Source organism: Corynebacterium sp. HMSC073H12, from assembly GCF_001837775.1.
GTDB lineage: Bacteria > Actinomycetota > Actinomycetes > Mycobacteriales > Mycobacteriaceae > Corynebacterium > Corynebacterium amycolatum.
Window position 1 is genome coordinate 323 of record NZ_KV834040.1, and the last position, 26,311, is coordinate 26,633.

At 59.7% G+C, this 26,311-nt stretch carries 19 protein-coding genes and 1 pseudogene; 1 reads left to right on the forward strand and 19 read right to left on the reverse strand.

The window, feature by feature from the left end; genetic code table 11:
* Both HMPREF2708_RS11185 and HMPREF2708_RS08715 read right to left on the reverse strand, forming a co-directional pair.
* Positions 1-220 (reverse strand): annotated as a pseudogene (locus HMPREF2708_RS11185) (IS30 family transposase); the annotation flags it as partial.
* Positions 221-368: 148 nt separating this feature from the next.
* On the reverse strand, positions 369-1,073 hold the full coding sequence (locus HMPREF2708_RS08715; protein ID WP_246840400.1) for a WKL family lipoprotein: 705 nt from the start codon (positions 1,071-1,073) through the stop codon (positions 369-371).
* Positions 1,074-1,236: 163 nt separating this feature from the next.
* Here HMPREF2708_RS08715 and HMPREF2708_RS08720 point away from each other — a divergent pair, with 163 nt between their 5' ends.
* Positions 1,237-2,238 carry an asparaginase gene (locus tag HMPREF2708_RS08720; RefSeq protein ID WP_070833940.1) on the forward strand — a complete coding sequence of 334 codons (1,002 nt, stop codon included), beginning with the start codon at positions 1,237-1,239 and terminating at the stop codon, positions 2,236-2,238.
* A 1-nt stretch (position 2,239) separates the two neighbouring features.
* Here the strand turns inward: HMPREF2708_RS08720 and HMPREF2708_RS08725 are convergent, their stop codons facing one another.
* The 17 genes from HMPREF2708_RS08725 to HMPREF2708_RS08805 all read right to left on the reverse strand — a co-directional run bounded on the left by HMPREF2708_RS08725 (position 2,240) and on the right by HMPREF2708_RS08805 (position 26,173).
* Complete coding sequence (locus HMPREF2708_RS08725) at positions 2,240-2,902, reverse strand: sugar O-acetyltransferase (protein WP_083321913.1); 663 nt, start codon at positions 2,900-2,902, stop codon at positions 2,240-2,242.
* A 79-nt stretch (positions 2,903-2,981) separates the two neighbouring features.
* Positions 2,982-4,448, reverse strand: coding sequence for a DNA polymerase IV (locus HMPREF2708_RS08730; RefSeq protein ID WP_070833941.1), 1,467 nt, complete (start codon positions 4,446-4,448; stop codon positions 2,982-2,984).
* A 15-nt stretch (positions 4,449-4,463) separates the two neighbouring features.
* A complete protein-coding gene (gene ileS, locus HMPREF2708_RS08735; protein WP_141762938.1) occupies positions 4,464-7,724 on the reverse strand; it encodes an isoleucine--tRNA ligase in 3,261 nt (1,086 codons plus the stop codon).
* A 420-nt stretch (positions 7,725-8,144) separates the two neighbouring features.
* Positions 8,145-9,158: a DivIVA domain-containing protein gene (locus HMPREF2708_RS08740; protein ID WP_070833943.1), complete on the reverse strand. Its 1,014-nt coding sequence runs from the start codon at positions 9,156-9,158 to the stop codon at positions 8,145-8,147.
* A 398-nt stretch (positions 9,159-9,556) separates the two neighbouring features.
* Positions 9,557-9,856, reverse strand: coding sequence for a YggT family protein (locus tag HMPREF2708_RS08745; RefSeq protein WP_048758934.1), 300 nt, complete (start codon positions 9,854-9,856; stop codon positions 9,557-9,559).
* Between the two features lie 63 nt (positions 9,857-9,919).
* Complete coding sequence (sepF, locus tag HMPREF2708_RS08750) at positions 9,920-10,441, reverse strand: cell division protein SepF (RefSeq protein WP_070833944.1); 522 nt, start codon at positions 10,439-10,441, stop codon at positions 9,920-9,922.
* 128 nt (positions 10,442-10,569) lie between these two features.
* Positions 10,570-11,286, reverse strand: a complete 717-nt coding sequence (pgeF, locus tag HMPREF2708_RS08755) for a peptidoglycan editing factor PgeF (RefSeq protein WP_070833945.1) — start codon at positions 11,284-11,286, stop codon at positions 10,570-10,572.
* 6 nt (positions 11,287-11,292) lie between these two features.
* Positions 11,293-12,603: a cell division protein FtsZ gene (gene ftsZ / locus HMPREF2708_RS08760; protein WP_070833946.1), complete on the reverse strand. Its 1,311-nt coding sequence runs from the start codon at positions 12,601-12,603 to the stop codon at positions 11,293-11,295.
* Between the two features lie 268 nt (positions 12,604-12,871).
* A complete protein-coding gene (locus HMPREF2708_RS08765) occupies positions 12,872-13,648 on the reverse strand; it encodes a cell division protein FtsQ/DivIB (protein WP_070833947.1) in 777 nt (258 codons plus the stop codon).
* 4 nt (positions 13,649-13,652) lie between these two features.
* A complete protein-coding gene (murC, locus tag HMPREF2708_RS08770; RefSeq protein WP_070833948.1) occupies positions 13,653-15,146 on the reverse strand; it encodes a UDP-N-acetylmuramate--L-alanine ligase in 1,494 nt (497 codons plus the stop codon).
* A gap of 13 nt (positions 15,147-15,159) precedes the next feature.
* Positions 15,160-16,332, reverse strand: a complete 1,173-nt coding sequence (murG, locus tag HMPREF2708_RS08775) for an undecaprenyldiphospho-muramoylpentapeptide beta-N-acetylglucosaminyltransferase (RefSeq protein ID WP_049182132.1) — start codon at positions 16,330-16,332, stop codon at positions 15,160-15,162.
* 4 nt (positions 16,333-16,336) lie between these two features.
* Positions 16,337-18,145: an FtsW/RodA/SpoVE family cell cycle protein gene (locus HMPREF2708_RS08780; RefSeq protein WP_070833949.1), complete on the reverse strand. Its 1,809-nt coding sequence runs from the start codon at positions 18,143-18,145 to the stop codon at positions 16,337-16,339.
* Positions 18,138-19,616, reverse strand: a complete 1,479-nt coding sequence (gene murD / locus HMPREF2708_RS08785) for a UDP-N-acetylmuramoyl-L-alanine--D-glutamate ligase (protein ID WP_070833950.1) — start codon at positions 19,614-19,616, stop codon at positions 18,138-18,140. The genes HMPREF2708_RS08780 and murD overlap by 8 nt, the downstream gene beginning before the upstream one ends.
* Positions 19,613-20,719, reverse strand: coding sequence for a phospho-N-acetylmuramoyl-pentapeptide-transferase (gene mraY / locus HMPREF2708_RS08790; RefSeq protein ID WP_070833951.1), 1,107 nt, complete (start codon positions 20,717-20,719; stop codon positions 19,613-19,615). Before mraY ends, murD begins: the two co-directional genes overlap by 4 nt.
* Positions 20,720-22,246: a UDP-N-acetylmuramoyl-tripeptide--D-alanyl-D-alanine ligase gene (murF, locus tag HMPREF2708_RS08795; protein WP_070833952.1), complete on the reverse strand. Its 1,527-nt coding sequence runs from the start codon at positions 22,244-22,246 to the stop codon at positions 20,720-20,722.
* Between the two features lie 132 nt (positions 22,247-22,378).
* On the reverse strand, positions 22,379-23,953 hold the full coding sequence (locus HMPREF2708_RS08800) for a UDP-N-acetylmuramoyl-L-alanyl-D-glutamate--2,6-diaminopimelate ligase (protein ID WP_070833953.1): 1,575 nt from the start codon (positions 23,951-23,953) through the stop codon (positions 22,379-22,381).
* 138 nt (positions 23,954-24,091) lie between these two features.
* The gene (locus tag HMPREF2708_RS08805; RefSeq protein WP_083321914.1) at positions 24,092-26,173 is read right to left on the reverse strand and encodes a peptidoglycan D,D-transpeptidase FtsI family protein; all 2,082 of its coding nucleotides are present in this window, start codon (positions 26,171-26,173) and stop codon (positions 24,092-24,094) included.
* Positions 26,174-26,311: the final 138 nt, after the last annotated feature.

Consider the following 26,311-nt stretch of genomic DNA (forward strand, 5'->3'; position numbering starts at 1 on the left):
TAAGCATCTCGTAGATCACGCGATGCTTATCCATCATCGACAACTTCGGGCAGTGCGACTGGTGCTGGATCTTCAATCCGGCTTGTCGCGCCCACCGGCTGACTGTTGGTTGGGGTATCGCTAAATCGCGTCCAACCGCGCTTGCTGATGCCCCGTTGGCGATGTGTTCAAGCGCAATGGGTTTGATGGCACTGTATTTCGATCGGCGGGTTTGCTTCACTACTTCTCCTGGTCGAAAGTGGTGATGCATTCACCGCATGAACCTACCTGCCCAAAAAATGGGCGGAACTGTCATAAACCTAGACACTTTCTTTTGTCTGCCCAGTGCCCCCGACCAGACTGGGCCGTAACGCCTGGTCCGACGGCACCTAAGCCGGTGGTGGCGGAGGCGGTGCATCCTCAGCCGGCGGCGGTGGCGGCGGTGGCGGTGCCTCTTCAACCGGTGGTTCAGGCGCGGGAGGCGGCGGAGGCGGCACTTCCTCGACCGGCGCTTCGGGCTCCGGTGCTTCGGGCTCTGGAGCCGGTGCTGGGGCCTCCTCAACCGGAGCCTCCTCAACCGGGGTTTCTTCCTCTTCCGGCTCAGGTGGCGGCGGAGGCGTCTCGCCCGGCGCGAGGCAGAACCCAGGCTTGTGCTCCGGATCAAGTGTCGATGCCAGGTTGCAGGCCCATTCCTTGCTCAGCATCCAACGGCCATCCCGATGGATAAAATCCACCTGCTCCACGAGCATCGGATCTTCCTCCGGACGGAGGATATTGACACCGGCTACGGCCTGCTTGGTGGTGAATCCAGGCGTGACCGGGTCAATGACATCAAAGCTGATTTCCTGCTCATTGGCACTGTGGGTGACAATGTCGAAGAAATCGCCGGCAGTATCGCCGTCCTCGATGGTCAGCGCCTTTTCCTCGATAGGTAGATCGGGGTTGATGAGGCGTGCGAGGACGTCGTTAAGCTCTGCGCGCGTCGGCAGCATGATGACGGGTTCCGCCGAGCTGGATGTCTTCGATTCAGTCGTCGGCGCTGCAGTATTGCCACCACCGCAGGCAGCGAGCCCAAGTGCGCTGACCGAGGCCATCGCCGCTACTGTCACACCACGCGCTGTGCGCCAACGTATTCCGCTAACACGCTGGTTGCAGGGGACTTTCATATGTGCACTACTCCAATAAAATCTGCATGAAGATTCGCTGGCTTCACGCCTTCCATAATCCTACACAAGGCCAAAACATCGCCTGGGTAAGATGGTGGACATGTCGACTCAGGATCATTCCCCGGCTAGCTCGGCTTCTTCTAGCTCGGCCTCGTCTAGCACAGTCTCCCCTCGCCGAATCATTGTCATCACCACCGGCGGCACCATCGCCTGCACCACGGATCGCAGCGGTGCGCTAACCCCGACCATCTCGGGCGCGGAGCTCGTCGCGGCGGTCGCGCAGCGTTATCCAGAGGGCATGTTAGAGCTGGAAGTTCGTGAGCTCGGCATGTTGGACTCGTCGAATCTCGCGTTCACCGATGTTGACCGTATTCTCGCCGCTATTCACGAAGTGCTTGACGACGACTCCGTGGACGGTGTCGTCGTAACTCATGGCACGGACACGATGGAAGAAACGGCCATGGCTGCCGATATTTTCCATGCGGACTCGCGTCCGGTTGTCTTTACTGGTGCACAGCTTCCCTATGATCATCCGGAAACCGACGGACCGGGGAATCTCTTTGAGGCCGTGACCATTGCTTCCGATGCCTCTGCGCAGGGAATTGGCGCTCTTATTGTCTTTGGCCACGCAGTCTTGCCGGTGCGAGGTGCGACAAAGTGGCACACGACCGATCCTTTGGCTTTTGCCACTAATGCCCCGGAGGAGCCGGTTCGTCCAGATCCGCTGCCTCTGGCCGCCTTGGCGGGCTCGAAGGTAGAGATTATCCCCGCCTACTTAGGTGCAGATGGATCACAGCTGGATTCGGCCGTCGCCGCCGGTGCACGCGGCATTGTCGTAGAAGGCCTGGGGTCGGGCAATGTCTCCGATGAGTTTGCCGCCGCCATTGACCGGGCCATTGCCGCTGATGTGACCGTCGTGATGGCGACGCGCGTCCCGCGTGGTGATGTCCACGCCGCCTACGGTGGTGCCGGTGGCGGTGCGACGCTGGCTCGGCACGGTGTGATTAGCGCTGGTTGCGTGCATGCACCGCAGGCGCGCATCATTCTCGCTGCCGCGCTGGCTGCGAATGTGCATCCGCAGACGCTGTTTTAATTCACGCCTCGATGATGCGGATGATTTTCGCCGGATTTCCAGCCACGACTACGCCCGCGGGAACGTCCTTTGTCACCACGGCCCCCGCGGCGACCACAGAATTGTCGCCGACGTGTACACCGCCCAGGATGATGGCTCCACCACCGATCCAGGCATTGCGCCCGATGATGATTTCATCTCCAGACTCTAGATAAGCGGCGCGGGCCTCAGCTCCCAGTGGGTGTACTGGTGGAAGCAGCTGCACATTGGGCCCCAGCTGCGCGTAGTCGCAGATTGTCACCTTCACCACGTCAAGTGCGGTGAGCCCAAAGTTGATGAAAACGTTGTCGCCGATGTGGAGGTTATCGCCGTAGTCCAGGTAGATCGGCGGGCGGACGGTGCTGTCCTCTCCGAAAGACCCCAGTACCGGTGCTAGCACTTGCTGTGCTGCCTGCTGGTCTTCGCGGAATGCGACCTCAAATTCCGCGGCCACCTGGCCAATTCGCGCGTTCAGAGCCTGCGATTCCGGATGGTCGGCGATATACCACTGACCGTTCAGCATGCGCTGGCGGTTATCCAGACCGTCGTCGGGAAGTGTGGTCGTCGGATTCGGATCTCGATCAGTGTTGCGCAACGAGGCGCGGCGAGCTGCCTCGAGCTCTGCAATGCGGGATTCGGTAGTCATAGTGCCCCAGTTTACGGTCAGCGCATAAACAGAGCGCCGCAAACGACACCGAGGATAACGGCCACGTCAGGTAACCGCATCAAGCATCCGCATCGGGGCCAACCTCGTCTTCACTTTCACGCTCAGGTTGCGGCAAATCAAGAGCTGCTGCTTCGTCGGATGCCAGCCACTCCGGCCAGTCCAAACTGCACACCGCAGAGCACGGGCGCAGCTCCGGGTCGTCCTCCTTCAGCGTGATCATGCGCCCGGGGCCACTGGTGCGGCTTTCAAAGCGGACAGTCACAATCCCGTGCCCCGACCCCTGTACCCAACCATGGCCATGCTCGCTGTGGTGCACATCCGAGGTAGGTGCCCACTTGGAGTCGGAAAGCCGAACAGTCGGCAACGCACCGGTTCCAGATAGCTCTACCAGGCCAGCAGGAGCGTCGGAAAGCGTAGGTGCCGGCACTCGATCTTCAACGGTGATAGTGCGGTCGAGCTCGGGAAACAAAACTTCTTGCATGTGCGAATCCAGCCCGGAGAAACCGACGCCCACCAGTCGCACTGGGCCAACCTCCGCGGGTGTGAACGCGATTCGGTGAGCGACAGCCATGAGGGTGTCGAAGTCCTGTGTGGCGTAGGCGAGCGTCTCAGATCGGGTATGGATGCTCAGGTCGGACAGACGCACCTTGCAAGTGATGGTGCGGGCACCACGGCCATCTTTTTTGAGCCGTCGAAAAGCGGACTCGCCTGCGCGATCGATGGCGGCGTGGAGCTGGGCCTGCGACCCCAAATCCTCGGGATAGGTGTACTCGGCCGATACAGACTTGGCGACATCGCGTTCCTTAACCGGCCGGTCATCTGTCCCCTGCGCCAGCTGCCACAGCATCACACCGGTTTTGGATGTCAGCGAAACCTCGACATCGCGCTGGGACATGGCGGCAAAATCACCAATCGTCTCCACGCCCAGCGTATGCAGTTTTGCAGCGGTGACAGGGCCAATGCCCCAGAGCTTCTCTACCGGCAATGGGTGTAGTAGCTCGTGATTGCGTGCGGGGTCCAGCACGTACACGCCATCGGGTTTCGCCAGGCCGGAAGCAATTTTCGCGAACTGCTTGCCCGCGCCCGCGCCTATCGACGAGGCCAAGCCGGTCTCCCGCCGAATATCTGCCCGCAGTTGCTCCGCCCAGGCAATTACCTTCTCTATCGAGGCACCTTGCAGTTCCTCGGGCTCCATGAAGGCCTCATCGACGCTGAGCTGCTCCACCACGGGCACGCGCTCGCGAATTACAGAGAACACTCGGCGCGACACAGGCCCGTAGATACCCTTGCGTCCGCTGACCGTCACTGCGTTCGGTGGCATGAGCCGACGCGCGCGAGCCATCGGCATAGCCGAGTGCGCACCGTACGCGCGGGCCTCATAGGAGGCACCGGCGACCACACCTCGACCGCCCAGTCCGCCGACGAGAACTGGTCGCCCGCGCAGAGTCGGGCGGGTGAGCTGCTCGACGGACGCGAAAAACGCGTCCATGTCGATGTGCAGAACCCACCGCCCGGAAGTCGGCATTGAGATTACTCTCCCCTACTGCTTGGCAATATCCGCCGAGCAGCCGTCCGCCACGTCGTAGCTCAGCGACTCTCCGCCAGCGACGACCTCGAAAGCGGTGGCAAGAACTTCCCGGGCGATGAGGTCAGCGTGGCGGTTTGCCCACTCTTCACGCTCGGACGGGACCTGCAGCTTCACCGAGATACGGTCGGTGACCTCGAGGCCAGCGTTCTTGCGGGCGTCCTGGAGACCGCGGATACGGTCAGCAGCCCAGCCACGGGACTCCAGGTCCTCGTCGAGTTCGGTGTCAAGTACGACCAGGCCATTGACGCCGTCGACCTCAGCGGTGGAATCCGGCGAGATCGCGACCAGGTTGCGGGTGTACTCGCCCTCCTGCAGCGGAATACCATCGGCGACAACGGCGCCGTCGACAACCTCGTAGTTGCCGGACTTCACAGCCTTAATGACCTTCTGGACGTCCTTACCCAGGCGCGGACCGGCAACGCGAGCGTTGACGGAGACCTCGAAACGTCCCACCGAGTCCACGTCGGAGGTGAACTCCACCTTGTCGACGTTGACCTCGGAGGAGACGATGTCGGTGTAATCACGCAGACGTTCGGCATCCGGGAATGCCAGGGTTAGCTTCTTCAGCGGCAGGCGGTTACGCAGCTGGTTGGCCTTGCGGATGCGCGATGTTGCCGAGCAGACATTGCGGACAATGTCCATGGACTCAACGAGTTCGTCATCGGTCGGCAGCTTGTCGACGTCCGGCCAATCCTCCAGGTGCACCGAGCGGCCGCCAGTGAGCGAGCGCCAGATGACCTCGGTGGCCATCGGCAGCAGCGGAGCAGCCACGCGGGTGAGAACCTCCAGCACCGTGTACAGGGTGTTGAACGCCTCTGGGTGCTTGACATCGCCGGCCCAGAAGCGGTCGCGGGAGCGGCGCACGTACCAGTTGGTCAGTGCGTCACAGAACTGACGGACCTCATCGGTGGCAGCAGCAATGTCGGTGTTGTCCAGGCACTCAGTGACAGCACGGACAGTTGCTGCAAGCTTGGCCAGGATGTACTTGTCCAGGATGTTGTCGGAGTCCACCGACCACTCGGCCGGCTTGGAGGCGTAGAGCTGCAGGAACGAGTATGCGTTCCACATTGGCAGCAGCGCCTGGCGCACGCCCTCGCGAATACCCCGCTCGGTGACAATCAGATTGCCACCGCGCAGAATCGGGCTGGACATGAGGAACCAGCGCATGGCGTCGGAGCCGTCGCGGTCGAAGACCTCGTTGACATCCGGGTAGTTGCGCTTGGACTTACTCATCTTGTTGCCGTCATCACCCAGCACGATGCCGTGGGCGACGACCTTCTTGAACGCCGGGCGGTCAAACAGTGCCACCGACAGGACGTGAAGCAGGTAGAACCAGCCGCGGGACTGGCCGATGTACTCCACAATGAAGTCGGCCGGTGCGTGGGACTCGAACCACTCCTTGTTCTCAAACGGGTAGTGGAACTGCGCAAACGGCATGGAACCGGAGTCGAACCAGACATCCAAGACATCCGGGACGCGGCGCATCATGGACTTGCCGGTCGGATCATCCGGGTTCGGGCGAACGAGCTCGTCAATCTCCGGGCGGTGCAGCGTGGTCGGGCGAACGCCGAAGTCCGCCTCCAGCTCGTCGAGGGATCCGTAGACGTCGACACGCGGGTACTCGTCGTTGTCAGAAACCCACACCGGAATCGGTGAACCCCAGTAGCGGGTACGGGAGATATTCCAGTCACGTGCACCCTCGAGCCACTTGCCGAACTGACCGTCGCGGACGTGCTCCGGCATCCACTCAATCTGGTCGTGGTTGAGCTCCACCATGCGCTCGCGGATCTTGGTAACGGACACGAACCAGCTTGGCAGTGCCATGTAGATTAGCGGCTCGCCAGAGCGCCAGGAGTGCGGGTAGGAGTGCTCGATGGTGCGGTGCTGGACGACGCGGCCAGCGGCCTTCAGGTCACGGATAATGTCCTTGTTAGCGTCGAAGACCAACTTGCCCTGGTACTCCGGCACCTGGGAAGTGAACTTACCGTCCATGTCCACCGGAATGATGACATCAATGCCGTATTCATTACAGGTGTTCATATCGTCTTCACCGAATGCCGGTGCCTGGTGGACCACACCAGTACCGTCCTCGGTGGTGACATAGTCGGCCACCATGATCTGGAAAGCGTTCGGGTGATCTGCGAAGTAGTCGAAGATCGGCTGGTAGGTCAGACCTTCCAGGTCAGCACCAGCGAAGGTAGCCACGACCTCGTGTTCCTTGCCCAATTCCTTGGCGTAGGCACCAATCAGTGCTTCTGCCAGCAGGAAGGTCTTACCTGCAAACTCCTGCACGGAGGAATCCTCGCCGACCTTAACTACGGCGTAGGTGACCTTCGGGTTCACGGCCAGACCAAGGTTGGACGGCAGCGTCCACGGCGTGGTGGTCCAAGCGATAGCTGCAGTGTCAGCGAGCACCGGGTTGTCCGCTAGCGTCTTCTCCGCTGCAGAGCCGGCCTTGGCGCCGGTGAACGGGAAGGTCACGGTCAGGGTCGGGTCCTGCCGCATCTTGTAGGAGTCATCCAGGCGGGTCTCCTGGTTGGACAGCGGGGTGTGCTCTGCCCAGGAGTACGGCAGCACGCGGAACCCCTGGTAGACCAGGCCCTTGTTATAGAGCTCCTTGAAGGCCCAGATCACGGACTCCATGTAACTCATGTCCATGGTCTTGTATCCGCCGTCAAAATCAACCCAACGAGCTTGACGAGTGACATATTCCTTCCACTCGCCCGCGTACCGCAGCACCGACTCAGCGCAGTACTTGTTGAAGTTCGCCAGACCCATTTCCTCAATCTGGCCCTTGTCCTTAATACCGAGCTGCTTCTCTGCCTCCAGCTCAGCTGGCAAACCGTGGCAGTCCCAACCAAAGACACGGCCAACCTGGTAGCCACGCATGGTCTTGTAACGCGGAACGATGTCCTTGACGTAACCGGTCAGCAAGTGACCGTAGTGCGGCAGACCGTTGGCAAACGGCGGGCCATCATAAAAGACGTATTCGTCAGCACCATCGCGCTGGTCAATAGATGCCTGGAAAGTGTTGTCCTTACCCCAGTACTCTAGGACCTTTTCTTCCAGCTCCGGGAACTTCGGGCTCGACGTGTACTTACCAAAGTCAGCAGTGCGCGGATACGCGCCGCCTGCCGGAGTGGCCTCAGCAGAGGCATTTACATCGTTCGAATTAGACACCGTTTTTACGTCACTTCCGTGGTCGAACATCATTAATACTCACCACGGGGACGCGTGCCTAGCCCCGTCAGCGTTGTTACTGGTGACGCTGAAAAGGAGTCTCGCGCGGTACCACCCCGCTTGGCATCACGCTTTACGACGGCTCTTGCGAACAAGAACCATGCGGTTTCACGCGATAGCCCGCTTATTTAATAAGGCTTTGTAACGGTGCCAAACCGTTCGGTTCTACTGGGCCCATTTATTGCTGGACTGTTCTTCCGAAACGCTCCTCGGTGATGGCCGGCTCATTGCGCGTATGGGTGTCAGTATAGCAGTGTCTCAGGCAACTGCTACAACCCTGACCAGAACTGAGAACGAGAGTTTCACAGGCGAAGACAACAAAAACCACCGCGCTCGACCTTCCCCTTCTTAGGACGGTCAAGCGCGGTGGCTTTGTACGTGTTGGCTACGAAATTAGTTGTTGTAGCCGTCGGCCGGGGCAGCCGACTCGCGAGAGTTCAGGTCGTCCAGCTGGGACTCCAGGAAGGTCTTCAGGCGGGTGCGGTACTCGCGCTCGAAGATGTGCAGTTCCTCGATGCGACCCTCCAGAGCGGTCTGCTGCTCCTTGACGGTGGTCATGATCTCGTGGTGCTTGCGCTCTGCATCCTCCTGCAGCGCGGTTGCCTTCTGCTGCGCTGCGGTGATGGTGGCGTTGGAGCGAGCGTCTGCGTCGCTGATCATCTGCTCGCTGCGCTGGCGAGCGTCGGTGAGGGTCGACTCAGACTCGTTGCGGGCATCAGCCAGCAGCTGCTCACTGCGCTCCTTGGCATCAGCCAAAGTTGCGTCTGCCTCGTTGCGAGCGTTGGTGACAGTGCGCTCGGCCTCTTCATTGGCCTCTGCCACGGTGCGGTCAGCGTTCTCACGAGCCTCGGTGACAAGCTTGTTGGCCTCAGCGTCGGCGTCAGTGGTGACGCGATCGGCGGTGTCCTGAGCAGCCTGCAGGATACGAGCAGCACGGAGGCTAACTTCCTGCGACTCAGTGCCGGTGCTTGCTGCAACTGCCTGCGGCTGCACCGCAGATGCGGAGGAAGCCTGCTGTGCCGAAGCCTCTGCCTCAGAAGCACGCTTCTCAAGAGCATCCAGGCGATCCTGGTAGTGAGCCTCAATCTCCTGCTGCTGAGCGTTCAGGCGCTCGTTGTACTCAGCGCGCAGCTCCTGCTCAATTTCCTTGCGCAGCTTGTCTTCATCGACAGCCGGCGTCACCGCGGCAGCACCGGAAGCGGCGTAGTCTGCGCTGCCACCCTGCTCTAGCTGACCTTCAAGGTCCTCAACGCGCTGGCGCAGCTCAGCGTTTTCATCCTGGAGCTCACCCAGTGCGTCCTCCACGAGGTCGAGGAACTGGTCGACCTCATCCTCGTTGTAACCACGCTTGCCAATCGGAGGCTTGCTGAAAGCCACATTATGCACATCAGCCGGAGTCAACGGCATGGTGAGTTCCCCTAACACTTTGAGCGGACAGTTCTTAAGAAATCTTAAGAGAATTATTTCCAGTAGTACTGTTTACCCGGCCAATCCTACCTGCTCTAGTCACAGTCCTCACCCCATTTATTCTGGGCAGGACTCTATCTCCCACGTTCTAACCAGTGGCAAAGTTCTAGTAAAACGTTAAACCTCGCCCTTACCCTGCACCTTTAGCCACAGAGCTTTACCCCCGACACAACAAAAACCCGTTGGGGATTGCATTCCCCAACGGGTTCCTATTATTGCCCCCGATTAACACCCCCGGCAGCAATTCAATGCCCGAGAACATCACATTCGGGACAGTCAAAACAACACAGCTCCACCGAAATCCACATTGCGAACCCCAAGCGAACAGTTAGCGGTATTTACGCCACTGCGCCGAGAGCCACCTGCAGCACCATTCGCAGAATCATAAGGATGAAGAACAGGACAAGCACAGACATGTCCACCATCACGTTGCCCATTGGCATAGGCGGGATGAGTCGGCGCAACAGCTTCACCGGCGGGTCGGTGATGACAAAAATAACTTCACCAACCGACGAAAACACCCTGCCTGGTCGCCAGGAGCGAGAAAATGACTGAATCATTTCAATCACGATGCGAGCCAACAGCAGATAGGTGAAAAGCTTCAGCAGGATTAGCAGAACTAGCAGTAGTGAAGACACGAATAAACAGTCTAGCTAATTAATCGAAATACGAAACACTAACAAGTCATGCGAGCCGGCTGACTAGCCGGACATCCGGTCGAACTGCCCCTCGTTGACATCGCAGCCGTGCGGGTACAGGGTAAACACGGAGCCGTCAGCCTTAATCCGGCCGCGCAGACCGAAAACCAGTCCAGCAACGAAGTCGACGTAGCGCTTAGCCTCAGATGGGTCGAGCTCACTCAGATCGAAGGTGACGATGTCACCGTCGCGGAAGTGTGAACCGATGTCCGGAGCCTTGGAGTACTTGTCCTGGAAACCACTTTCCGGCTTGATAAAGACCTGCTCTGGTTCCTTGGTCTCAGCAACGGAGTGCAGGTTGCCGTAGCGGTAGTCCTCCTCGCGGGAATTCACACTTGCAGCCTCACGTGGAGCCTCTTCGCGCAGCTCGTAGCGGTGGCGCTCCGCACGACGCGAGTCGGCATAGGAGTCATCAAAACGCTCCTCATCACGGCGGTCAAACTCGTCGTAGTGCTCGTCGTAAGCCGCGTCATCAGTCGGGGTAAGACCGAAGAAATTTGAAACCCCACGGAAGAAATCAGCCATCTTCTGCTACATCCTTCTTAGTGTGCGAATTTAAGTCTGTGCTACCCACAACCTACCGGCTGGGTCAGCAATATCGCATAGACACGCGCAAATTTGGCGAGCCAAAATTACAACTTTGAAACTTAGTCCTACTCAGGCAAGATCACGATGCCCGCCTGACGGCCAGTTTTTCCCTCCCGCCGGTAGGAAAAGTACTGCTCATTGTCAATAGTGCAGCTGGGCTCGACGTTGACATGCCGCACTCCGAGGTCATAGAGCTGACGCAACAGGCCGGCGCGCACGTCGACACCGGCAGTCCCCTGCTTCGTTCGCGTCTTCGCTCCGGGCAAGTGCTTATCGACGTCATCGGCCATCGACTCAGGCACCTCGTAATTGTGCCCAGAAGCCGCCGCACCGAGAAGCGCATGGATATTCTCGGGCGTGGCACCGAGCTCAATCATCTTTTCGACAGATTTACGAACGATTCCGTTGCGGGCACCGGTCCGCCCCGCGTGTACCGCAGCGGCGACACCCGCATGATCGTCGGAAAGCAAGACGGGAACGCAATCGGCAACGAGCACTACCAGCGCGAGACCCGGCGTGGTCGTGACGATGGCGTCAGTAGCCGGGACAGGCTCAGTTTGTGGTTCGTTGACGACGGTGACCGTGTTGGTGTGAAGCTGCTCCATATAGACGAAGCGGGCGCGGTCGATTCCCAGAGAATCGGCCAAGCGCTGGCGGTTGCGTTCGACTGCGGACGGGTCATCGCCGACGTGATCTCCAAGATTGAAGGAATCATATGGTGGCAGCGAAAACCCGCCGCGCCGATTCGTCAGAATTTTTCGGCTGCGGCGGGATTCAGTCATGATTTCTTAGAAGCCCCACTCCGGCAGGTCACTGGAGGCCTGGTAGCCACCACGACGATCATCGCGGTCATCGTCACGGTGAGCACCACGGTAGTTGCGGTTTTCCTGCGTACGCGGTGTCGGGTTGTCGGTGAACAGACCACCACTGTTCGGATTGGTGCGCGGGACAAAGCGGTCGCGATCCTCACGCTCGCGAGGCTGTGCGACCGGACGCTCTTCCTCCGCACGCGGAGCCGGAGCGCCGAGGTTGTCACCGCCCGGCAGTGCGCTGCCCTGGCGCGGCGCCTGCTCAGCGGCCGGACGCGCCTCGACATCCTGTGCAGCCGGTCGTGCAGCACCACCTGCGGCTGGCTTGTCCAACGGATTGCCGTTACCCTGCTCAAAACCGGTAGCAATCACAGTGACACGAACTTCGTCACCGAGGTTGTCGTCGATGATGGTACCGAAGATGATGTTGGCATCCGGGTCAGCCTTTTCCTCCACGATGGACGCGGCGGCGTTGACCTCCATCAGGCCGAGGTCGGAGCCACCGGCGACGGAAATAAGCACACCCTGTGCACCATCCATGGTGGACTCCAGCAGCGGGGAGTTAATGGCCTGAGTAGCGGCGTTCATCACGCGGTCATCACCACGTGCAGAGCCAACGCCCATCAGAGCCGAGCCAGCCTCCGCCATTACCGAGCGGACGTCGGCGAAGTCGACGTTAATCATGCCCGGAATGGTAATCAGGTCAGTAATACCCTGGACACCGTTGTAAAGAATCTCGTCGGCAAAGCGGAATGCGTCCATCATGGACAGATCCTGCTCACCAATCTGCAGCAGACGCTGGTTCGGAATGGTGATAAGGGTGTCACAGACCTCCTTGAGGGTTTCAATGCCCTCAGCGGCCTGGCGCGCACGGCGCTTGCCCTCGAAGTCGAACGGCTTGGTGACCACGCCAACGGTCAGGGCACCGGACTTCTTGGCGATGCTCGCAACAACCGGAGCTGCACCGGTACCCGTTCCGCCACCCTCACCAGCGGTGACGAAGACCATATCCGCGCCCTTGAGGGTCTCTTCAATCTCGTCCTTGTGGTCTTCTGCAGAGGTGCGGCCAACCTCGGGGTTAGCGCCAGCTCCCAGACCACGAGTTGCCTCACGCCCGATGTCGAGCTTGACATCAGCGTCGGAGAACATCAGGGCCTGCGAGTCGGTGTTGACTGCGATAAATTCGACACCCTTCAGCCCCTCCTCGATCATGCGGTTGACAGCATTGACGCCACCGCCGCCGACACCGACGACTTTGATAACGGCGAGGTAGTTATTCGGGGAGGTCATTGCGCGTTTCTCGCCCTTTCCTATAGGTCCTAAATAATTTCATCTAGCCACGTTGCACATGGGCTGCACGACAGCATTGGCACCGCCGGGCAGTACAGCTCTCCATGACACCGCACGGAAGAAGTGCATCATGGCCGAAAAGCTGTTGACCCCATTGTGGTCGAAAACTGCAAATAATTCAGCGACCTTTTAGCGCGTGTCGCTACCTTAAACCTGCACTTGAGGGATAGTGTTTAGCCACAGAAATCACTCCAGACACCACCATTCTCTACTCTCCCTTAGCAGCGGGTAGTCGGGGGTTGGAGACATTCCAAATCTTCTCGCCACGGTTCAGCACAATTTCCGTCGCACGGGCCTTTTCTGCCGCATTATCCGAGGACCCGAAGTACACCTCGTATCCATCGGTCAGAAATAGCTTGATTTCTGCCTCGGAAGGCGCGCTAATCCGCTCCACACGGTGTGCGACGGGCTCCGGCAACGCCTTGACGACGTTCAAAACCGCCTTGATAACGCGCGGTTCGGGGTCAACTTTGCCGTCTGTTGGCTCATCCACGCGAGGTGCATCGACAACCTCGATGACACCCGGCGGTGGGGCTGCCGTGACGAACTCCTGGCCATTTGCGGAAAACAGGTGCTCTCCGTCAGTGGCACGGATAAACACCGTAGGAGCAAATTCCCGCACCGAAATAGTCACGCTCTGTGGCCACGAACGACTGACAGTCACGCTGTCGACCCACGGCTGCCCCGCCACGGAGCGCGCTGAGGCCTCCGTGTCCAAGCGAATGAGCTTTTGATTCTCGGAGATACCACTGGCCTCGACAATCGCGTCTTTATCACCGTGGACGACGCCTTCAACATCAATGTTTTTCACAACCAGCCACGGCGAAAACCACACCACCGCTGCAACGATGGCGATAATCGCGACCAGGCCACCGCCGATGAGCCAGCCACGTCGCGGGGCGCGCGCTGAACGCTGTCGCCGCGACACGGCTGTGCCCTGGTCGGCACCGTCGGTCTGCTGAGATTGCTTTCGGCTGGTTTTCACAGTGCTACGACTCCACCTGTTCGTCGTTGTCTCCGCTGAGCTCGCGCACGATTTCGTCGGCAAGCATCGTCACAGAGCCAGCGCCGATGGTCAAGATGACATCGTGCGGTTCGGCGATTTCGCGGACGCGAGCCGGGACGCTGGCGAAATGCGGCTCATACGTCACAGGGATGGTCATTTTGTTGGCGATGAGCGCACCGTCGACACCCGGCAGTGGCTCCTCGCGGGCACCGAAGACATCGAGCAAAACGGCCTTGTCCGCCAGCGACAGGGCGGCGGCGAACTCGTCGGCAAAGTTGCGAGTACGCGAGTACAAGTGAGGCTGGAAAACAGCGATGACTTTGCCACGACCGGCCTCGGTGACCAATTCCCGAGCTGCACCGAGAACTGCGGAGACCTCGGTCGGGTGATGCGCGTAGTCATCGTAGATACGAGCGCCAACAAATGACCCCTCGCCGATAGTGCCGTGGTAGTCGAAGCGACGACGGACACCGGTAAATTCACCAAGACCGCGCGCCATACGCCCCAAATCTGCCCCGACGCAGTCGCCACCAACCATTGCGGCCAGCGCGTTGAGCGCCATGTGACGGCCGGGCTGATGCAGTTCAAACCTCACCGATGTCGAACCAACGGTGGCCTCCACGCGGGCGCCACCACCGACGGGAGTCCAGCCGTGCAAAACGGCACCGACCGGCAGCGTCGGGTGTTCAGCCAAGGCTTCTTCCCCACCATAAGCCAGCACGTTAATGCCGCGTTCCACCGCGCGCTCGCCCAATGCGGCCGCATGCGGATCCTCAGCACAGACGACCAGATGACCGCCATCCTTAATGCGCTCTGCAAAAGCGTCAAAGACGGCGTAGTAGGTCTCGTCGTCCCCGAAAAAGTCCAGGTGATCGGGCTCGATGTTGGTAATTACGGCCACTTGCGGCTGGTAAGTCAACAACGAGGCATCCGACTCATCGGCCTCAGCAACAAAGACGTCACCGCTGCCCTGGTGAGCATTGACGCCGGCCTTGCTCATTAGACCACCAACAGCAAAAGACGGATCCAAACCGGCTGCCTGCAAAGCGGCGACGGTCATCGACGTAGTAGAGGTTTTGCCGTGAGTACCGGCAATCAGAAGAGCCCTGGAGTCCTGCATCAACAGCGCTAGCACATCGGAACGCTTGAGCACCGGAATGTCCAGCTCATGTGCACCGGCCAGCTCCGGATTCGTCTTCGGAATAGCTGCGAAGGAAATGACCACTGCCTCCGGCAGCTCTCCCTCACCGGCCAGCTCGAGATTCGCACGGTCATGGCCAATGGCGATGGTGGCTCCCATCGCACGCAGTCCCACCACCGCGCGGGACTCCTTGACATCGGAACCGGTAACACGAATGCCACGCGCCAACAGGATGCGAGCGATACCGGACATGCCGGCACCGCCAATGCCAATCATGTGGACACTTGCGGGCAGCTCTCCCGTTACCGGCTGAAAGCCATCGAAATTAACGTTCATGTTTATGCTCGCTTTACTTCTTAGAGTTCACAGCCGCAGACAGCACCCGACGGGCGATGTTCTCCGCAGCGTTACCATGTCCGATGTTGGCCAGGGCGCGGCGCCCGTCGGCAAGCTTTTCAGGGGACGTGACCAGCGGAATTACGATATCCGAAACTGATGCCGCAGTCAGCGACTCGTCGGCGATGAGAATGCCGCCGCCAGCATCGATGACATCGGTGGCATTGAGTGCCTGTTCCCCATTTCCGTGTGGCAGCGGTACATACACCGCAGGCAGGCCGACAGCTGAGACTTCAGCTACCGTCATCGCACCGGAACGGCACAAAATCAGGTCAGCGGCGGAGTACGCCAGATCCATCCGGTCGATGTACGGCACAGCGACATAGGGGGCATCCTCGCGGATGGACTCGACCTCGACGTGATTCTTCTTTCCGTAGGCATGCAGTACGGATACACCGGCCTGGGCGAGCTCTGCGGCTGCACCGCTGACAGCTTCGTTGATAGAACGCGCCCCCTGCGAACCACCGGTGACAAAGAGCACCGGTCCCTCCTGCGGTAAACCGAAGAACTCGCGGGCTTCGGCACGCTTGGCGTCGCGGTCCAGCGCCGCGAGGCTGGCACGCACGGGATTGCCGACGACCTCGGCCTTCAGACCCGAACCGGTCACAGCGGCCAGGCCGACGCCACCGAGTGCGACACCGAGCTTATTGGCCAGACCCGCACGGGCGTTGGCCTCGTGAACCAGGAACGGAATCTTCTTCCCCGCACGACACGCCATGTAGGCAGGTGCCGATACGTAGCCGCCAAAACCGATGACCGCATCAGCGTCAATACGCTTGAAAACCTTGCGGGTCTCACGCACCGCACGAGCGACGTTGAGAGGCAGCTTGAACAAATCCGCAGTCGGCTTGCGCGGCACCGGCACTGGCGGAATCAGCTCCAGGTCATAGCCTCGCGCCGGTACGAGGGTCGACTCCAACCCCCGATTCGTACCGAGTGCAATGACGCGGGCCTCCGGCTGCAGGTTCAAAATCGCATCCGCCACTGCCAGTGCGGGTTCGATATGGCCGGCCGTACCACCGCCGGCCACCACGATGGTCGGAGCAGAGCCATCTTCCTTGAGAAACTGCTCAGACTCCGAAGCGCCTTTCGCCCCAGCGGCTGCGCCCAGATTCTTGTCTGCCATGGTGTTATCGATTCCTCCTCCGCGGTGCTGAACCGCCATTCCTATTGTTTCGGCCCGGGCGCTGGCGCGAACGCGACTGTCCGCCACGGCCTTCGCCCCGAATCCTACTGCCCCGACCTGAGCTTGACGACGACCAGGAGCCCTGTGACCGTCCAGCCTGCGGCGACCTCGCTGTAAATCCCCAAGCCCGTCCGTTGTCACTACGAGAGGAATAATCCACTTCGCGGCCACGAACGCTGCCCGAGTTTCCGGAGCTGCCGGAGGTTCGGGAGCCACGCTGCGGAGCTGCACCTCGACCACTGCGGCTGCCTCCACTACGGCCGGCCCGATTGAATCGGTCAGCTCGGCCGCTGTAGGTTTCCCGCACCTGCGCCCCCTCGCCGCGTGGAGTACGCGCTCCACTGGTCACCACGGGAGGGCCGAAGCGTTGCGGATCGCGATGGGCACGCACCTTCGGCGCGTGGCGACGCGATTCGTCATACGGAATCGGCTCCGGAATACCCAGGAACCTATCCAGCGCCGGACGGCCCGAAGTCTGCATTGCAGAGACTGCTTCCGATTCGTGGCGGGCACATGTGGCCAGCAGCCCCATAGAGAACAACGTCACCATCGCCGATGTACCACCGGCGGAAATCAGCGGCAGCTGCAGACCAGTCACTGGCAACGCACCAACGACGTAGCCGATGTTGATGAAAGCCTGCACCACGGTTGCAGCAGTAATCGTGCCCGCGAGCAAACGGAGAAACGGATCGTTCTGGCGACCGGCGATACGAAGTCCCACCCAGCCGAGCGCTGCATAGAGCAAAATAACCATCAGCGCGCCGAGGAAACCAGTCTCCTCACCGATAATGGCGAAAATGAAGTCATTCTTCGCCTCCGGTAGGTATCCCCACTTCGCGCTCGACTGACCGAGACCGACACCGGTGAGAGATCCGTCGGCAAGCGAAAGAAAGCCCTGGTAGGACTGGTAGGCATCGCCCTGCACGTCGTTGAAGTTACCGAGCAGCGAGTCCAAGTAGACCCTGATTCGCGCCGAACGGAAACCCGCGGTGACGGTGAAAATCACCATGGCAAAAGCCGCTGCAGCAAGAAGCCCGGTGATAAAGACTCGCGGCAGGCCAGCAAACCACGCCAACGCCACCACGACGAACGCCATGGAAGCAACCATGCCGAGGTCACGCTGTAGCATCACCAGTGCCAATATCACGAAGCTGACCGCGCCAAACAGCCCAAACAAATCGGTGTAGGACACAGCAGTGCGGACTTTCTCAGCCAGTAGCTTCGAGCCCCACAATGCCAGCGCAATCTTCGCGATTTCTGATGGCTGCATGGTAATCCCACCAATACTCAGCCACGAACGCGCACCGGTTTCCTCTAGGCCAATGCCGATGCCGGGGATAATCACCAAAACCAGAAGTACAAAGGACAAAATCAGCGCTGCCGTCGATAGCGAGCGAATCAGCTCCACCCGTATTCGCAGCACAATCCACATGGAGATGAGACCCGCCACCACCATGACCAGCTGGCGGATAAACACCGACCACACGCTGCCCGAGTCGTTACCCGCACTGGCCATGGATGCCGACAGCACCATCACCAGGCCGATGGACGTCAGCAGCGCGACGATAATCATCAGCAGGTGGTAGTCGAACAGCGGGCGCGACTTCCAGTCGTTAAAACGCTCCACCCACGCCGGCCGCTCTCGAGTACTAGTGCTTGACGACGAGGGCTGTTGTGACTTGGTGGCCTTCGTCCCCTTTTGTGCTGTCGCGGCGCTAGCGCTTAAATTACGAGCCTTGCGGGAGTTATCCATCAGTTGATGTCACCTTCTGCGCCCATTGCGCGAACAAGTCGCCGCGTTCAGCCATACCGGAGTACATGTCCAAGCTGGCGGCAGCTGGTGCCAACAGCACCACGTCCCCCGGATTGGCATATTCACTAGCTGCCATACAGACCTTCGCCATGGCATCGACCTTGTCGGTGTCATCGATGACAACGACCGGCACAGCAGGTGCGATGCGGGAGAGCGCATCGCTGACTAGTTGCCTATCGACGCCCAGAACCACGGCGGCCTGCAGGCGATGAGCATGCTTCGCCACTAGCGGCGAGATTTCCGCGCCCTTGAGCTGGCCACCGACAATCCAAACAACACGCTCATGGCCGGACAGTGCCGCGTCGGCAGCGTGGGGATTGGTGGCCTTGGAGTCATCAATCCACACGACATCATTTGCCTTATGGACGATCTGACCGCGGTGCGCGCGGACTTCGAAAGCTTCCAGTGCCGCTGCAATCTGCTCAGGTGATGTACCGATACTGCGCGCCATCGCGGTGGCGGCCACCGCATCGAGAACACCTGCCCGGCCGGGAGGAGAAATTCCCGCTACCGGTGCGATGGCAATGCCCGGCTCAGAGTTGTCATCTGCGGCATCGCCACCGCCAAAAGCGCGGTCGACAATCATGCCATCGCGAACTCCGACCTGGTGTGCCTCCGGGGGACCATCGGTGAAGCCCACGACGGAGTTGCCGAGCTCATCGTTTTTCAGCATCTTTTCCACGTGCTCGACGACATCGGCGTCATCCGCGCCGTAGATTGCGACAGCACCACGCAGCGCACGGGTCTTGTCCAGACCGTAGTTTTCGTAAGAACCGTGCCAGTCGATGTGGTCTTCCGCCAGGTTCAGCAGTACTCCCGCATCTGGGCGAATATTCGGCGCCCAGTGCAGTTGGAAGCTGGACAGCTCTGCGGCCAACACCTCGATACGAGGCTCAGCAGTCAGTGCATCGTACAGAGCCACACCAATGTTGCCCACAGCTGCGCCCTGCTCCCCGAGCATGGCGGCCAGCATGGAAGTAGTTGTGGTCTTGCCGTTAGTGCCGGTGACTACCAACCAGGTACGTTTCGGCCCCCACAGCTGGGCACAGTCACCAGCGAAAGCCAGCGCCACATCGCCGAATACCGGGACACCGGCCTCAGCGGCAGCGTCGAACAGCGGACTGGTCGGACGCCACCCCGGGGAGGTCACAATCGCAACCGCGTCGGCAAGCTCGTCGCGAGCGTCTGCGGTCGTGACATGCCGAACCGAAAAGTCAGCGGCAACCAGTGCGCCGAGAGTGGAGTCGTCCACGACGACAACTTCCGGACAGCCGATGTCCTTGAGCATCGCAATGGCACCGCGACCGGAAACCCCGGCTCCTGCCACCAGAACTCGACCAGAGCGCACCGTAGCGACTAAGTCGAGGTTTCGGATATCGGTGAGGTTGGTCGGGTCTGGTGAGTTAATCATTGAAATACGCCTACCTGAGAGAGCCAGTCACTGTAGAAGATGGCTGCACCAATCATGTTGAAAATGCCTGCGAGTAGCCAGAAGCGAACGACAACAGTTGTCTCCGCCCAACCTCCGTTTTCGAAGTGGTGATGGAGAGGAGCCATGCGGAATACGCGCTTGCCAGTCGTCTGGAAAACCGCGATCTGGATTGCCACGGAAGCAACTTCCATCACGAAGATGAAGCCAATGATAACCATCAGCAGCTCAGTCTTGGTGACAAATGACAGACCCGCTACCAAACCGCCAAGAGCCAACGAACCGGTATCTCCCATGAAGATCTTTGCCGGCGCTGCATTCCACCACAGGAAGCCCAAGCAGGCGCCCAGACCCGCGACGGAAATAACGGCGATATCCAGTGGATCGCGGACGTCGTAGCAACCGCTACCCAGCGAAGCCTCGCAGGAGTTACGGAACTGCCAGAAGGAAATCAGCGTGTAGGTGGCCAGCAGCAGCGCGGTGGCGCCAGCGGCCAGGCCGTCCAGGCCATCAGTGAGATTGACGGCATTCGTCCATGCGGCAATGACGATGAAGACAAATACCAGGAAGACAATCATGCCGAACCACACCGGCCCCGGAGCCAGATTCAGGAACGGAATATCTCGAATCAGCGACAAGTTCGTCGTACCCGGCGTCAAGCCTGACGCATCCGGGAACTGCAGCAACAGTACGCCGAAAATCAACGCTGCCGCCAGCTGCCCCACTAGCTTCGCTGTCTTGTTCAACCCCAGGTTGCGGCCTTTGTAGAGTTTGATGAAGTCATCGGCAAAACCCAGTGCACCCATCGCCAGAACCAGGAACATGACCAACAGACCGGAGGCGGACGGCCCCACGCCAGTCTGGATATAAGTGACGAGGTGAGAGAGGAAATAGCCAGCGACGATTGCGGCGATGATGGCGATGCCGCCCATGGTCGGAGTTCCCCGCTTGCGCAGGTGGCTCTTCGGCCCTTCTTCACGAATCTCCTGGCCAAGACCTTCAGCAGAGAATTTGTGAATAAGCACTGGTGTTAAAAAGACACTCACCAGGAATGCAATCGCACCACTGAGAATAAGTTGAATCACTTACTTTTCCTCTCCGCTTTCACCTTCGGGCGCAGTTCCAACCTTGGCAGCTAGCGAGTCCGCGACCCGCCACATACCGTCCGCGTAGGAGGCCTTGACTAACACAACATCGTTCGGACGCACCTCAGCCGCCACCAAATCCGCGGCAGCGGATGTATCCGGCACCCTAGAAGTATTTAACCCCAACTCTTCGGCTTTGTCGGCCAGGGCATGCACATTAGAACTCTCTCCGACTGCAATTAGTCGATCGATACCGCGGCCCACAAGGTACTCGCCCAGTGACGAGTGCTCATTCTCAGCGGAATCGCCAAGCTCACCCATCTGTCCCAGCACCGCCCACGATGAGGCGGCCTGGTGCGTTGGGCCAGCTGCTGTTCGAGCCAGAGCATCAATCCCCGCACGCATCGAATCAGGGTTGGCATTGTAGGAGTCGTTAATAACGACGATATTGCCAGTGAGCTGCTGGACATCCATGCGCCGCTCCGACGCTGCCACATGCGCGGCCATCGCCTTTGCGACCTGCTCAGCATCAATACCGGACTCCACTGCCACCGCAATCGCCGCCAGGGCATTGGCCACTTGGTGCGCACCATAGACCTGCAGTTGGATCGGGAATGTACGCCCATCCGGTATATGCAGGTCAAAGGACGCACGAGCAAAATCGTCGAGCTGCACATTCGTGGCGCGGTAATCCGCGGTTGCGTGGCGTTCGGAGTTCTCATCGGCAGAGAAGAACACCACCTTCGCCTGGGTACGTGGAGCCATGCCAGTGACGTAGTCATCGTCGGCATTGAGTACAGCCACACCGCCCTGCTCCGCAGCCGGCAGCGCTTCCACGAGCTCGCCTTTAGCCTGCGCGATTACCTCGCGCGAGCCAAACTCACCAAGGTGCGCCGTACCAACATTGAGCACCGCGCCGATCGTCGGTGGTGCGATGCGCGCCAGGTGGGCCACATGCCCAATTCCGCGCGCGCTCATCTCCGCAACTAGGTACTTCGTCTCCGGAGCGCACTGCAGCACCGTGTACGGATGCCCAATTTCGTTGTTAAACGACCCCTTCGGAGCCACCGTCGGACCGTCGGTACGCAGCAGCGTCGCCATCATGTCCTTCGTCGACGTCTTTCCCGCCGAACCCGTCACACCGACGACATGCAGCTGATCCTTCTTCAGCTCGTCGACGACGTAACGCGCCAACTTACCAAGCGCTTCCAGCACCGCCGCCCCGGACCCGTCCGGATCGTGTGCAAATGCGTCAGCATTGGAGTCCTGCTTACCAAGGGGCTTGACGACGACCGCAGGTTGCCCAACATCTCGTGCCGCCAGTGCCATCGTCGCTCCAGCTGCCACAGCCTGATCGATGAAGTCGTGGCCGTCGACCCGCGCGCCCGGCAGGGCGAGGAAGAGCGAGCCTTCGCGGATCTTTCGGGAGTCGAATTCTGCGGGTTGAGTCACTGTGGCGTCATCATCGACGTGGACGAGTTCACCTCCCACGATGTGAGCGATTTCCGCGACGGTCAGGGCAATCATGATGTCTATAGTCCTTGTTGGTTAGAGTTCCAGGCGCCTAGTAAAGGATGATTTCTTGATTTTATTCGCTTACCGCGACTGGTTCGCGGTAGGCATGTCAGGTGGTGTGCTTCCTCAGCGATTTCGGCAATCTCAATCAGCGAATCCGTCCAGTCGCTGTGCGAGTGCTTCGGCCAGCTGTTCACGGTCATCGAACGGGTGAATCACGCCACCGATATCCTGGCCGGTTTCGTGTCCCTTGCCTGCCACCACGATGCTGTCGCCGCTGCGGGCGAGCTCGACGACACGGCGAATTGCCTGGCCACGATCGCCGATTTCCTCAACAACCGTGTCAGAACTGGTCTTGCCGCTGGCAACGGCTTCCTTCGCACCAGCGACCACGGCCGCACGGATTTCAGAGGGCACCTCAGAGCGTGGATTGTCATCGGTGATGATGACGACATCGGCACCGCAAGCAGCCTCAGCTCCCATAATTGGACGCTTGGCGCTATCGCGGTCGCCACCGGCGCCGACGACAACCAACACGCGACCTTCGGTCTGTGCACGCAATGTGGCCAACACCTCAGCTACTGCGGCTGGCTTGTGGGCATAGTCCACCACAGCCAGGAAGTCCTGTCCGCGATCGATGCGCTCCATCCGGCCCGGCACACGAACCTGTGCCAGGCCGCTCTTGGCCGCGTCATTGGCATGCCCAATCGCAGCGAGCACAGCCCACGCAACTGCGGCATTGGCAACGTTAAAGGCGCCAGGAAGAGGAACTTCCACCTCAACTGTGTCAGTGTTATTTCGCGTTAGCTCCACATGCTGGACACCATTAGTGGTGACGGTCGCTGCAGCGGCGTGCCATTCTGCAAAAACCTCGGCAGTTGGTGTCTTGTCGGTTACGCGATGCTGAGTGTGGACAGTGGTGACTTGGACATCCGGGTCGCCGGCAGCGATATCCGCCATGCGGACACCCCAGTCGTCGTCGATGCACACGACAGCTTTCGGTGCGTGTGTCGGACCTGCGGGATCAAAGAGCTTGGCCTTGGCTTGGAAATACTCTTCCAAGGTCTTGTGGAAGTCCAGGTGATCCTGCGAGAGGTTGAGGAAGCATCCGACGTTGAAACTGACTCCGTCTACACGCCCCAGCGACAGTGCGTGTGACGAAACCTCCATGACAACGTGCGTCACGCCTTCGGAGAGCATCTGGTGGAACAGGCGCTGGAGGGCCGGAGCCTCTGGGGTAGTCAGGCTCGACGGAACGGCACGGCCATTGATGCGCGTGCCGGTAGTACCAATGATGCCTGTCGAGCATCCAGCTGCCAGCAGCGCGCCCTCCAGCATGTAGGTCGTGGTGGTCTTGCCAGAGGTACCGGTAACCCCAATGATGGTCAGTGAATCCGAGGGGTGATCGTAGATTTCTGCAGCAACGTGCCCCATGACAGCCCGGACATCGTCGACGACCAGGACTGGGCGAGTCTCCCCTGCTTCCCGCAGGATTCTCAGACCTTCCTCATCAGTCAGAATCGCTGTAGCAGCCGACTGCTGCGCGTAGCGCGCACCGTGCGTGCGAGTACCTGGGACGGCAGCAAACATTCCGCCTTCAGGTACGTCGGCAGCGTTGAGTTCGATTGCGGCGATATCCGTTCCTGCCGCCGCGGATTCGGTAATGCCGTCAAGTCGGCCATGCGCGAGGTTACACAATTTCGCAAGGGTGGCGGTCATTGGCTGTTCCCTCTTTCAAGTCAGTCGTTGGTGTACAACAGGTTGGAAAAATTCAAGAGATTCACTTTGCAGAAACCAAAGTAATAAAAATCTGGGTATTAGTGCTGTCGCTGTAACTTCATTGTGATGGTGACCTCGTTACGGCTGCAGCAACAACTTGCCCTCGCGGGGTGGCGACGGCGGTACGTTGTAGCGGTTAAGCGCCCAAGCGGCGATGTCCTTAAACAGCGGGGCCGCTGACTGGCCGCCATCACCATGGACACCACGCTGGGGTTCGTCAAGCATGATGCCAATGACGAAACGGGGATCGTCGGCAGGCGCGATGCCTGCAAACGTGATGTGGTACTTGGAATTCGAGTACGCGCCGGTGTCGGGGTCGACCTTCTGCGCCGTACCTGTCTTGCCTGTGAGCGAGTATCCCTCAATACTATTGCCGGCAGCGGTACCCGACTGCTGCCCCGTGGGATCAGACTGCATAACGCCTTCAAACATGGCGCGCACGGTTTGTGCGGTCTCCGGGCTAACCACACGCACTGTTTCCGGGCGCTCCGTTGCCGTCTTCGTGCCGTCCGGGGAAATTGTCGAGCGAATCATACGCGGCGGGATGCGCTCGCCATCGTTGGCAATTGCCTGGAAAACTCCTGTCATCTGCAGCAGTGTCATGGCCATACCCTGACCAATGGGCAGGTTCGCAAACGTACCGCCGGACCACTGCGGACGCTGCGGCACCAAGCCGGACGATTCACTGGGCAACTCGATACCCGTGGACTGCCCCAGCCCGAAGAGGTGCAGCATCTCAGCGAAGCGGTCCTGACCCAAACGCTCTGCCAGCATTAGGGTGCCGACGTTGGAGGACTTGCCGAATACACCGGTCGTCGTGAAAGCTTCCGTGCCGTGGTCCCATGCATCGCGCACGGTGACACCCGCCATATCAATAGTGCCCGGGACCTGTAGAACCTCATCCGGTGTGGTTTTGCCGTCTTCGATGGCGGCCGCGGCGGTAATAATCTTTGCTACAGAACCCGGCTCAAATGGGTTCGATACAGCGGAGTTACCAATAGTGCGCCCCTCTTCGAGCTCGGCCCCCATATCCTTATTCGGGTTAGCCGTGTCCGCCTGCGCCATTGCTAGCACTTCGCCGGTCTTCGCGTCGAGCACAACTGCCGACGCATCTTTCGCTCCCGAGTTAGCCTTCGCTTGGTTGACCTGCTGCTGGACAAAGTACTGCATGTCTAGGTCCAGGGTCAGCTCGTATGTCGTACCGTCCACAGCCGCGTGAACATCGCGCGTGGATCCCGGGATTGCCACACCGTTGGAGGCGATATCAATGGTCTTGCCACCGTTAATACCCTGCAAAGTGGCATCACGAGAGGCTTCAAAGCCAAACTGACCGACACCATCCATGCCAATCTTGCCGATGACGTTAGCCGCCGTCGCCCCATTCGGGTACTGGCGAATATCCTGACGCTCCGCCACCAGTTCCGGATACTTTTCCACGATGGCAGCGGCCTTATCCGGATCGACATTACGCACGAGCACCTCGTAGGTGCTGTCCTCATTGCGCAGCTTCTCCAGAATGTCCTTCGAGCTCACCCGGGACGGCGCGCTCATCACCGAGTTCTCCTCGGTTTCGGGTTCCGCTTGACGACGGCGACTGCTTCCCGACTTCTCCGCGTCGATGTCGGCCACGTCGAGTAGCTTCGGCAAATCCTTGGCGATCTGCTCGAGGCGTTCATCATAGGTATCGACATCATCCGGGCGCTGCTTATGTGCGTCCCCAATCCACTTGCGCAAAGTGTTCGGGTGCACGGTAATACTGCGTGCCTCCATCGTAAAGGCAAGCTGAGCTCCATTACGGTCGAGAATCGCACCGCGCCGAGCTGCATCAACAACTTCGACCGTGCGCTGATTCTGCGCCGCCGCAGAAAGGTCAGGACCTGCGACGAGCTGCACCCAAGCCAAACGGGAGACCAGCACTACGACTGCGATAGCGCCTATAAACTGCAGCCAGTTGCGACGCCGGATGAAGTCCTTATTACTAATGCGCATTTTTTCGCGCGGGGGCACGCTTCGGTTGGTATTAGCATCGAGCCTCCGGCTGCGCTGACCATCCCGAACTCGACTTTGGTCTCTGCGCTCACGGGATGTAATTCGGTAAGCACGTTCGCCGAAGTCATACCCCCCTCCACGGTTGGGGTAGTCGTCTTCAGATCGAATCATGCGCTAGTGCTTTCTACTAAGTCGATTCTCCCGCGCGCGATAACGTTAGGCGGTATTCCCCTGCCATCGCGAGTACTGAATTAATTAGTCTACAGTCGCCTGACCAGAAACAGTGGAACCGCCAGAATATCGGACCGT

Coding starts and splice junctions, on each gene's coding strand:
- HMPREF2708_RS08715 (WP_246840400.1), bottom strand. CDS start 1,073: ATGGCCTCGGTCAGCGCACTTGGGCTCGCTGCCTGCGGTGGTGGCAAT.
- HMPREF2708_RS08720 (WP_070833940.1), top strand. CDS start 1,237: ATGGTGGACATGTCGACTCAGGATCATTCCCCGGCTAGCTCGGCTTCT.
- HMPREF2708_RS08725 (WP_083321913.1), bottom strand. CDS start 2,902: ATGACTACCGAATCCCGCATTGCAGAGCTCGAGGCAGCTCGCCGCGCC.
- HMPREF2708_RS08730 (WP_070833941.1), bottom strand. CDS start 4,448: ATGCCGACTTCCGGGCGGTGGGTTCTGCACATCGACATGGACGCGTTT.
- ileS (WP_141762938.1), bottom strand. CDS start 7,724: ATGATGTTCGACCACGGAAGTGACGTAAAAACGGTGTCTAATTCGAAC.
- HMPREF2708_RS08740 (WP_070833943.1), bottom strand. CDS start 9,158: ATGCCGTTGACTCCGGCTGATGTGCATAATGTGGCTTTCAGCAAGCCT.
- sepF (WP_070833944.1), bottom strand. CDS start 10,441: ATGGCTGATTTCTTCCGTGGGGTTTCAAATTTCTTCGGTCTTACCCCG.
- pgeF (WP_070833945.1), bottom strand. CDS start 11,286: ATGACTGAATCCCGCCGCAGCCGAAAAATTCTGACGAATCGGCGCGGC.
- ftsZ (WP_070833946.1), bottom strand. CDS start 12,603: ATGACCTCCCCGAATAACTACCTCGCCGTTATCAAAGTCGTCGGTGTC.
- murC (WP_070833948.1), bottom strand. CDS start 15,146: ATGAACGTTAATTTCGATGGCTTTCAGCCGGTAACGGGAGAGCTGCCC.
- murG (WP_049182132.1), bottom strand. CDS start 16,332: ATGGCAGACAAGAATCTGGGCGCAGCCGCTGGGGCGAAAGGCGCTTCG.
- HMPREF2708_RS08780 (WP_070833949.1), bottom strand. CDS start 18,145: ATGGATAACTCCCGCAAGGCTCGTAATTTAAGCGCTAGCGCCGCGACA.
- murD (WP_070833950.1), bottom strand. CDS start 19,616: ATGATTAACTCACCAGACCCGACCAACCTCACCGATATCCGAAACCTC.
- murF (WP_070833952.1), bottom strand. CDS start 22,246: ATGATTGCCCTGACCGTCGCGGAAATCGCTCACATCGTGGGAGGTGAA.
- HMPREF2708_RS08800 (WP_070833953.1), bottom strand. CDS start 23,953: ATGACCGCCACCCTTGCGAAATTGTGTAACCTCGCGCATGGCCGACTT.
- HMPREF2708_RS08805 (WP_083321914.1), bottom strand. CDS start 26,173: ATGATTCGATCTGAAGACGACTACCCCAACCGTGGAGGGGGGTATGAC.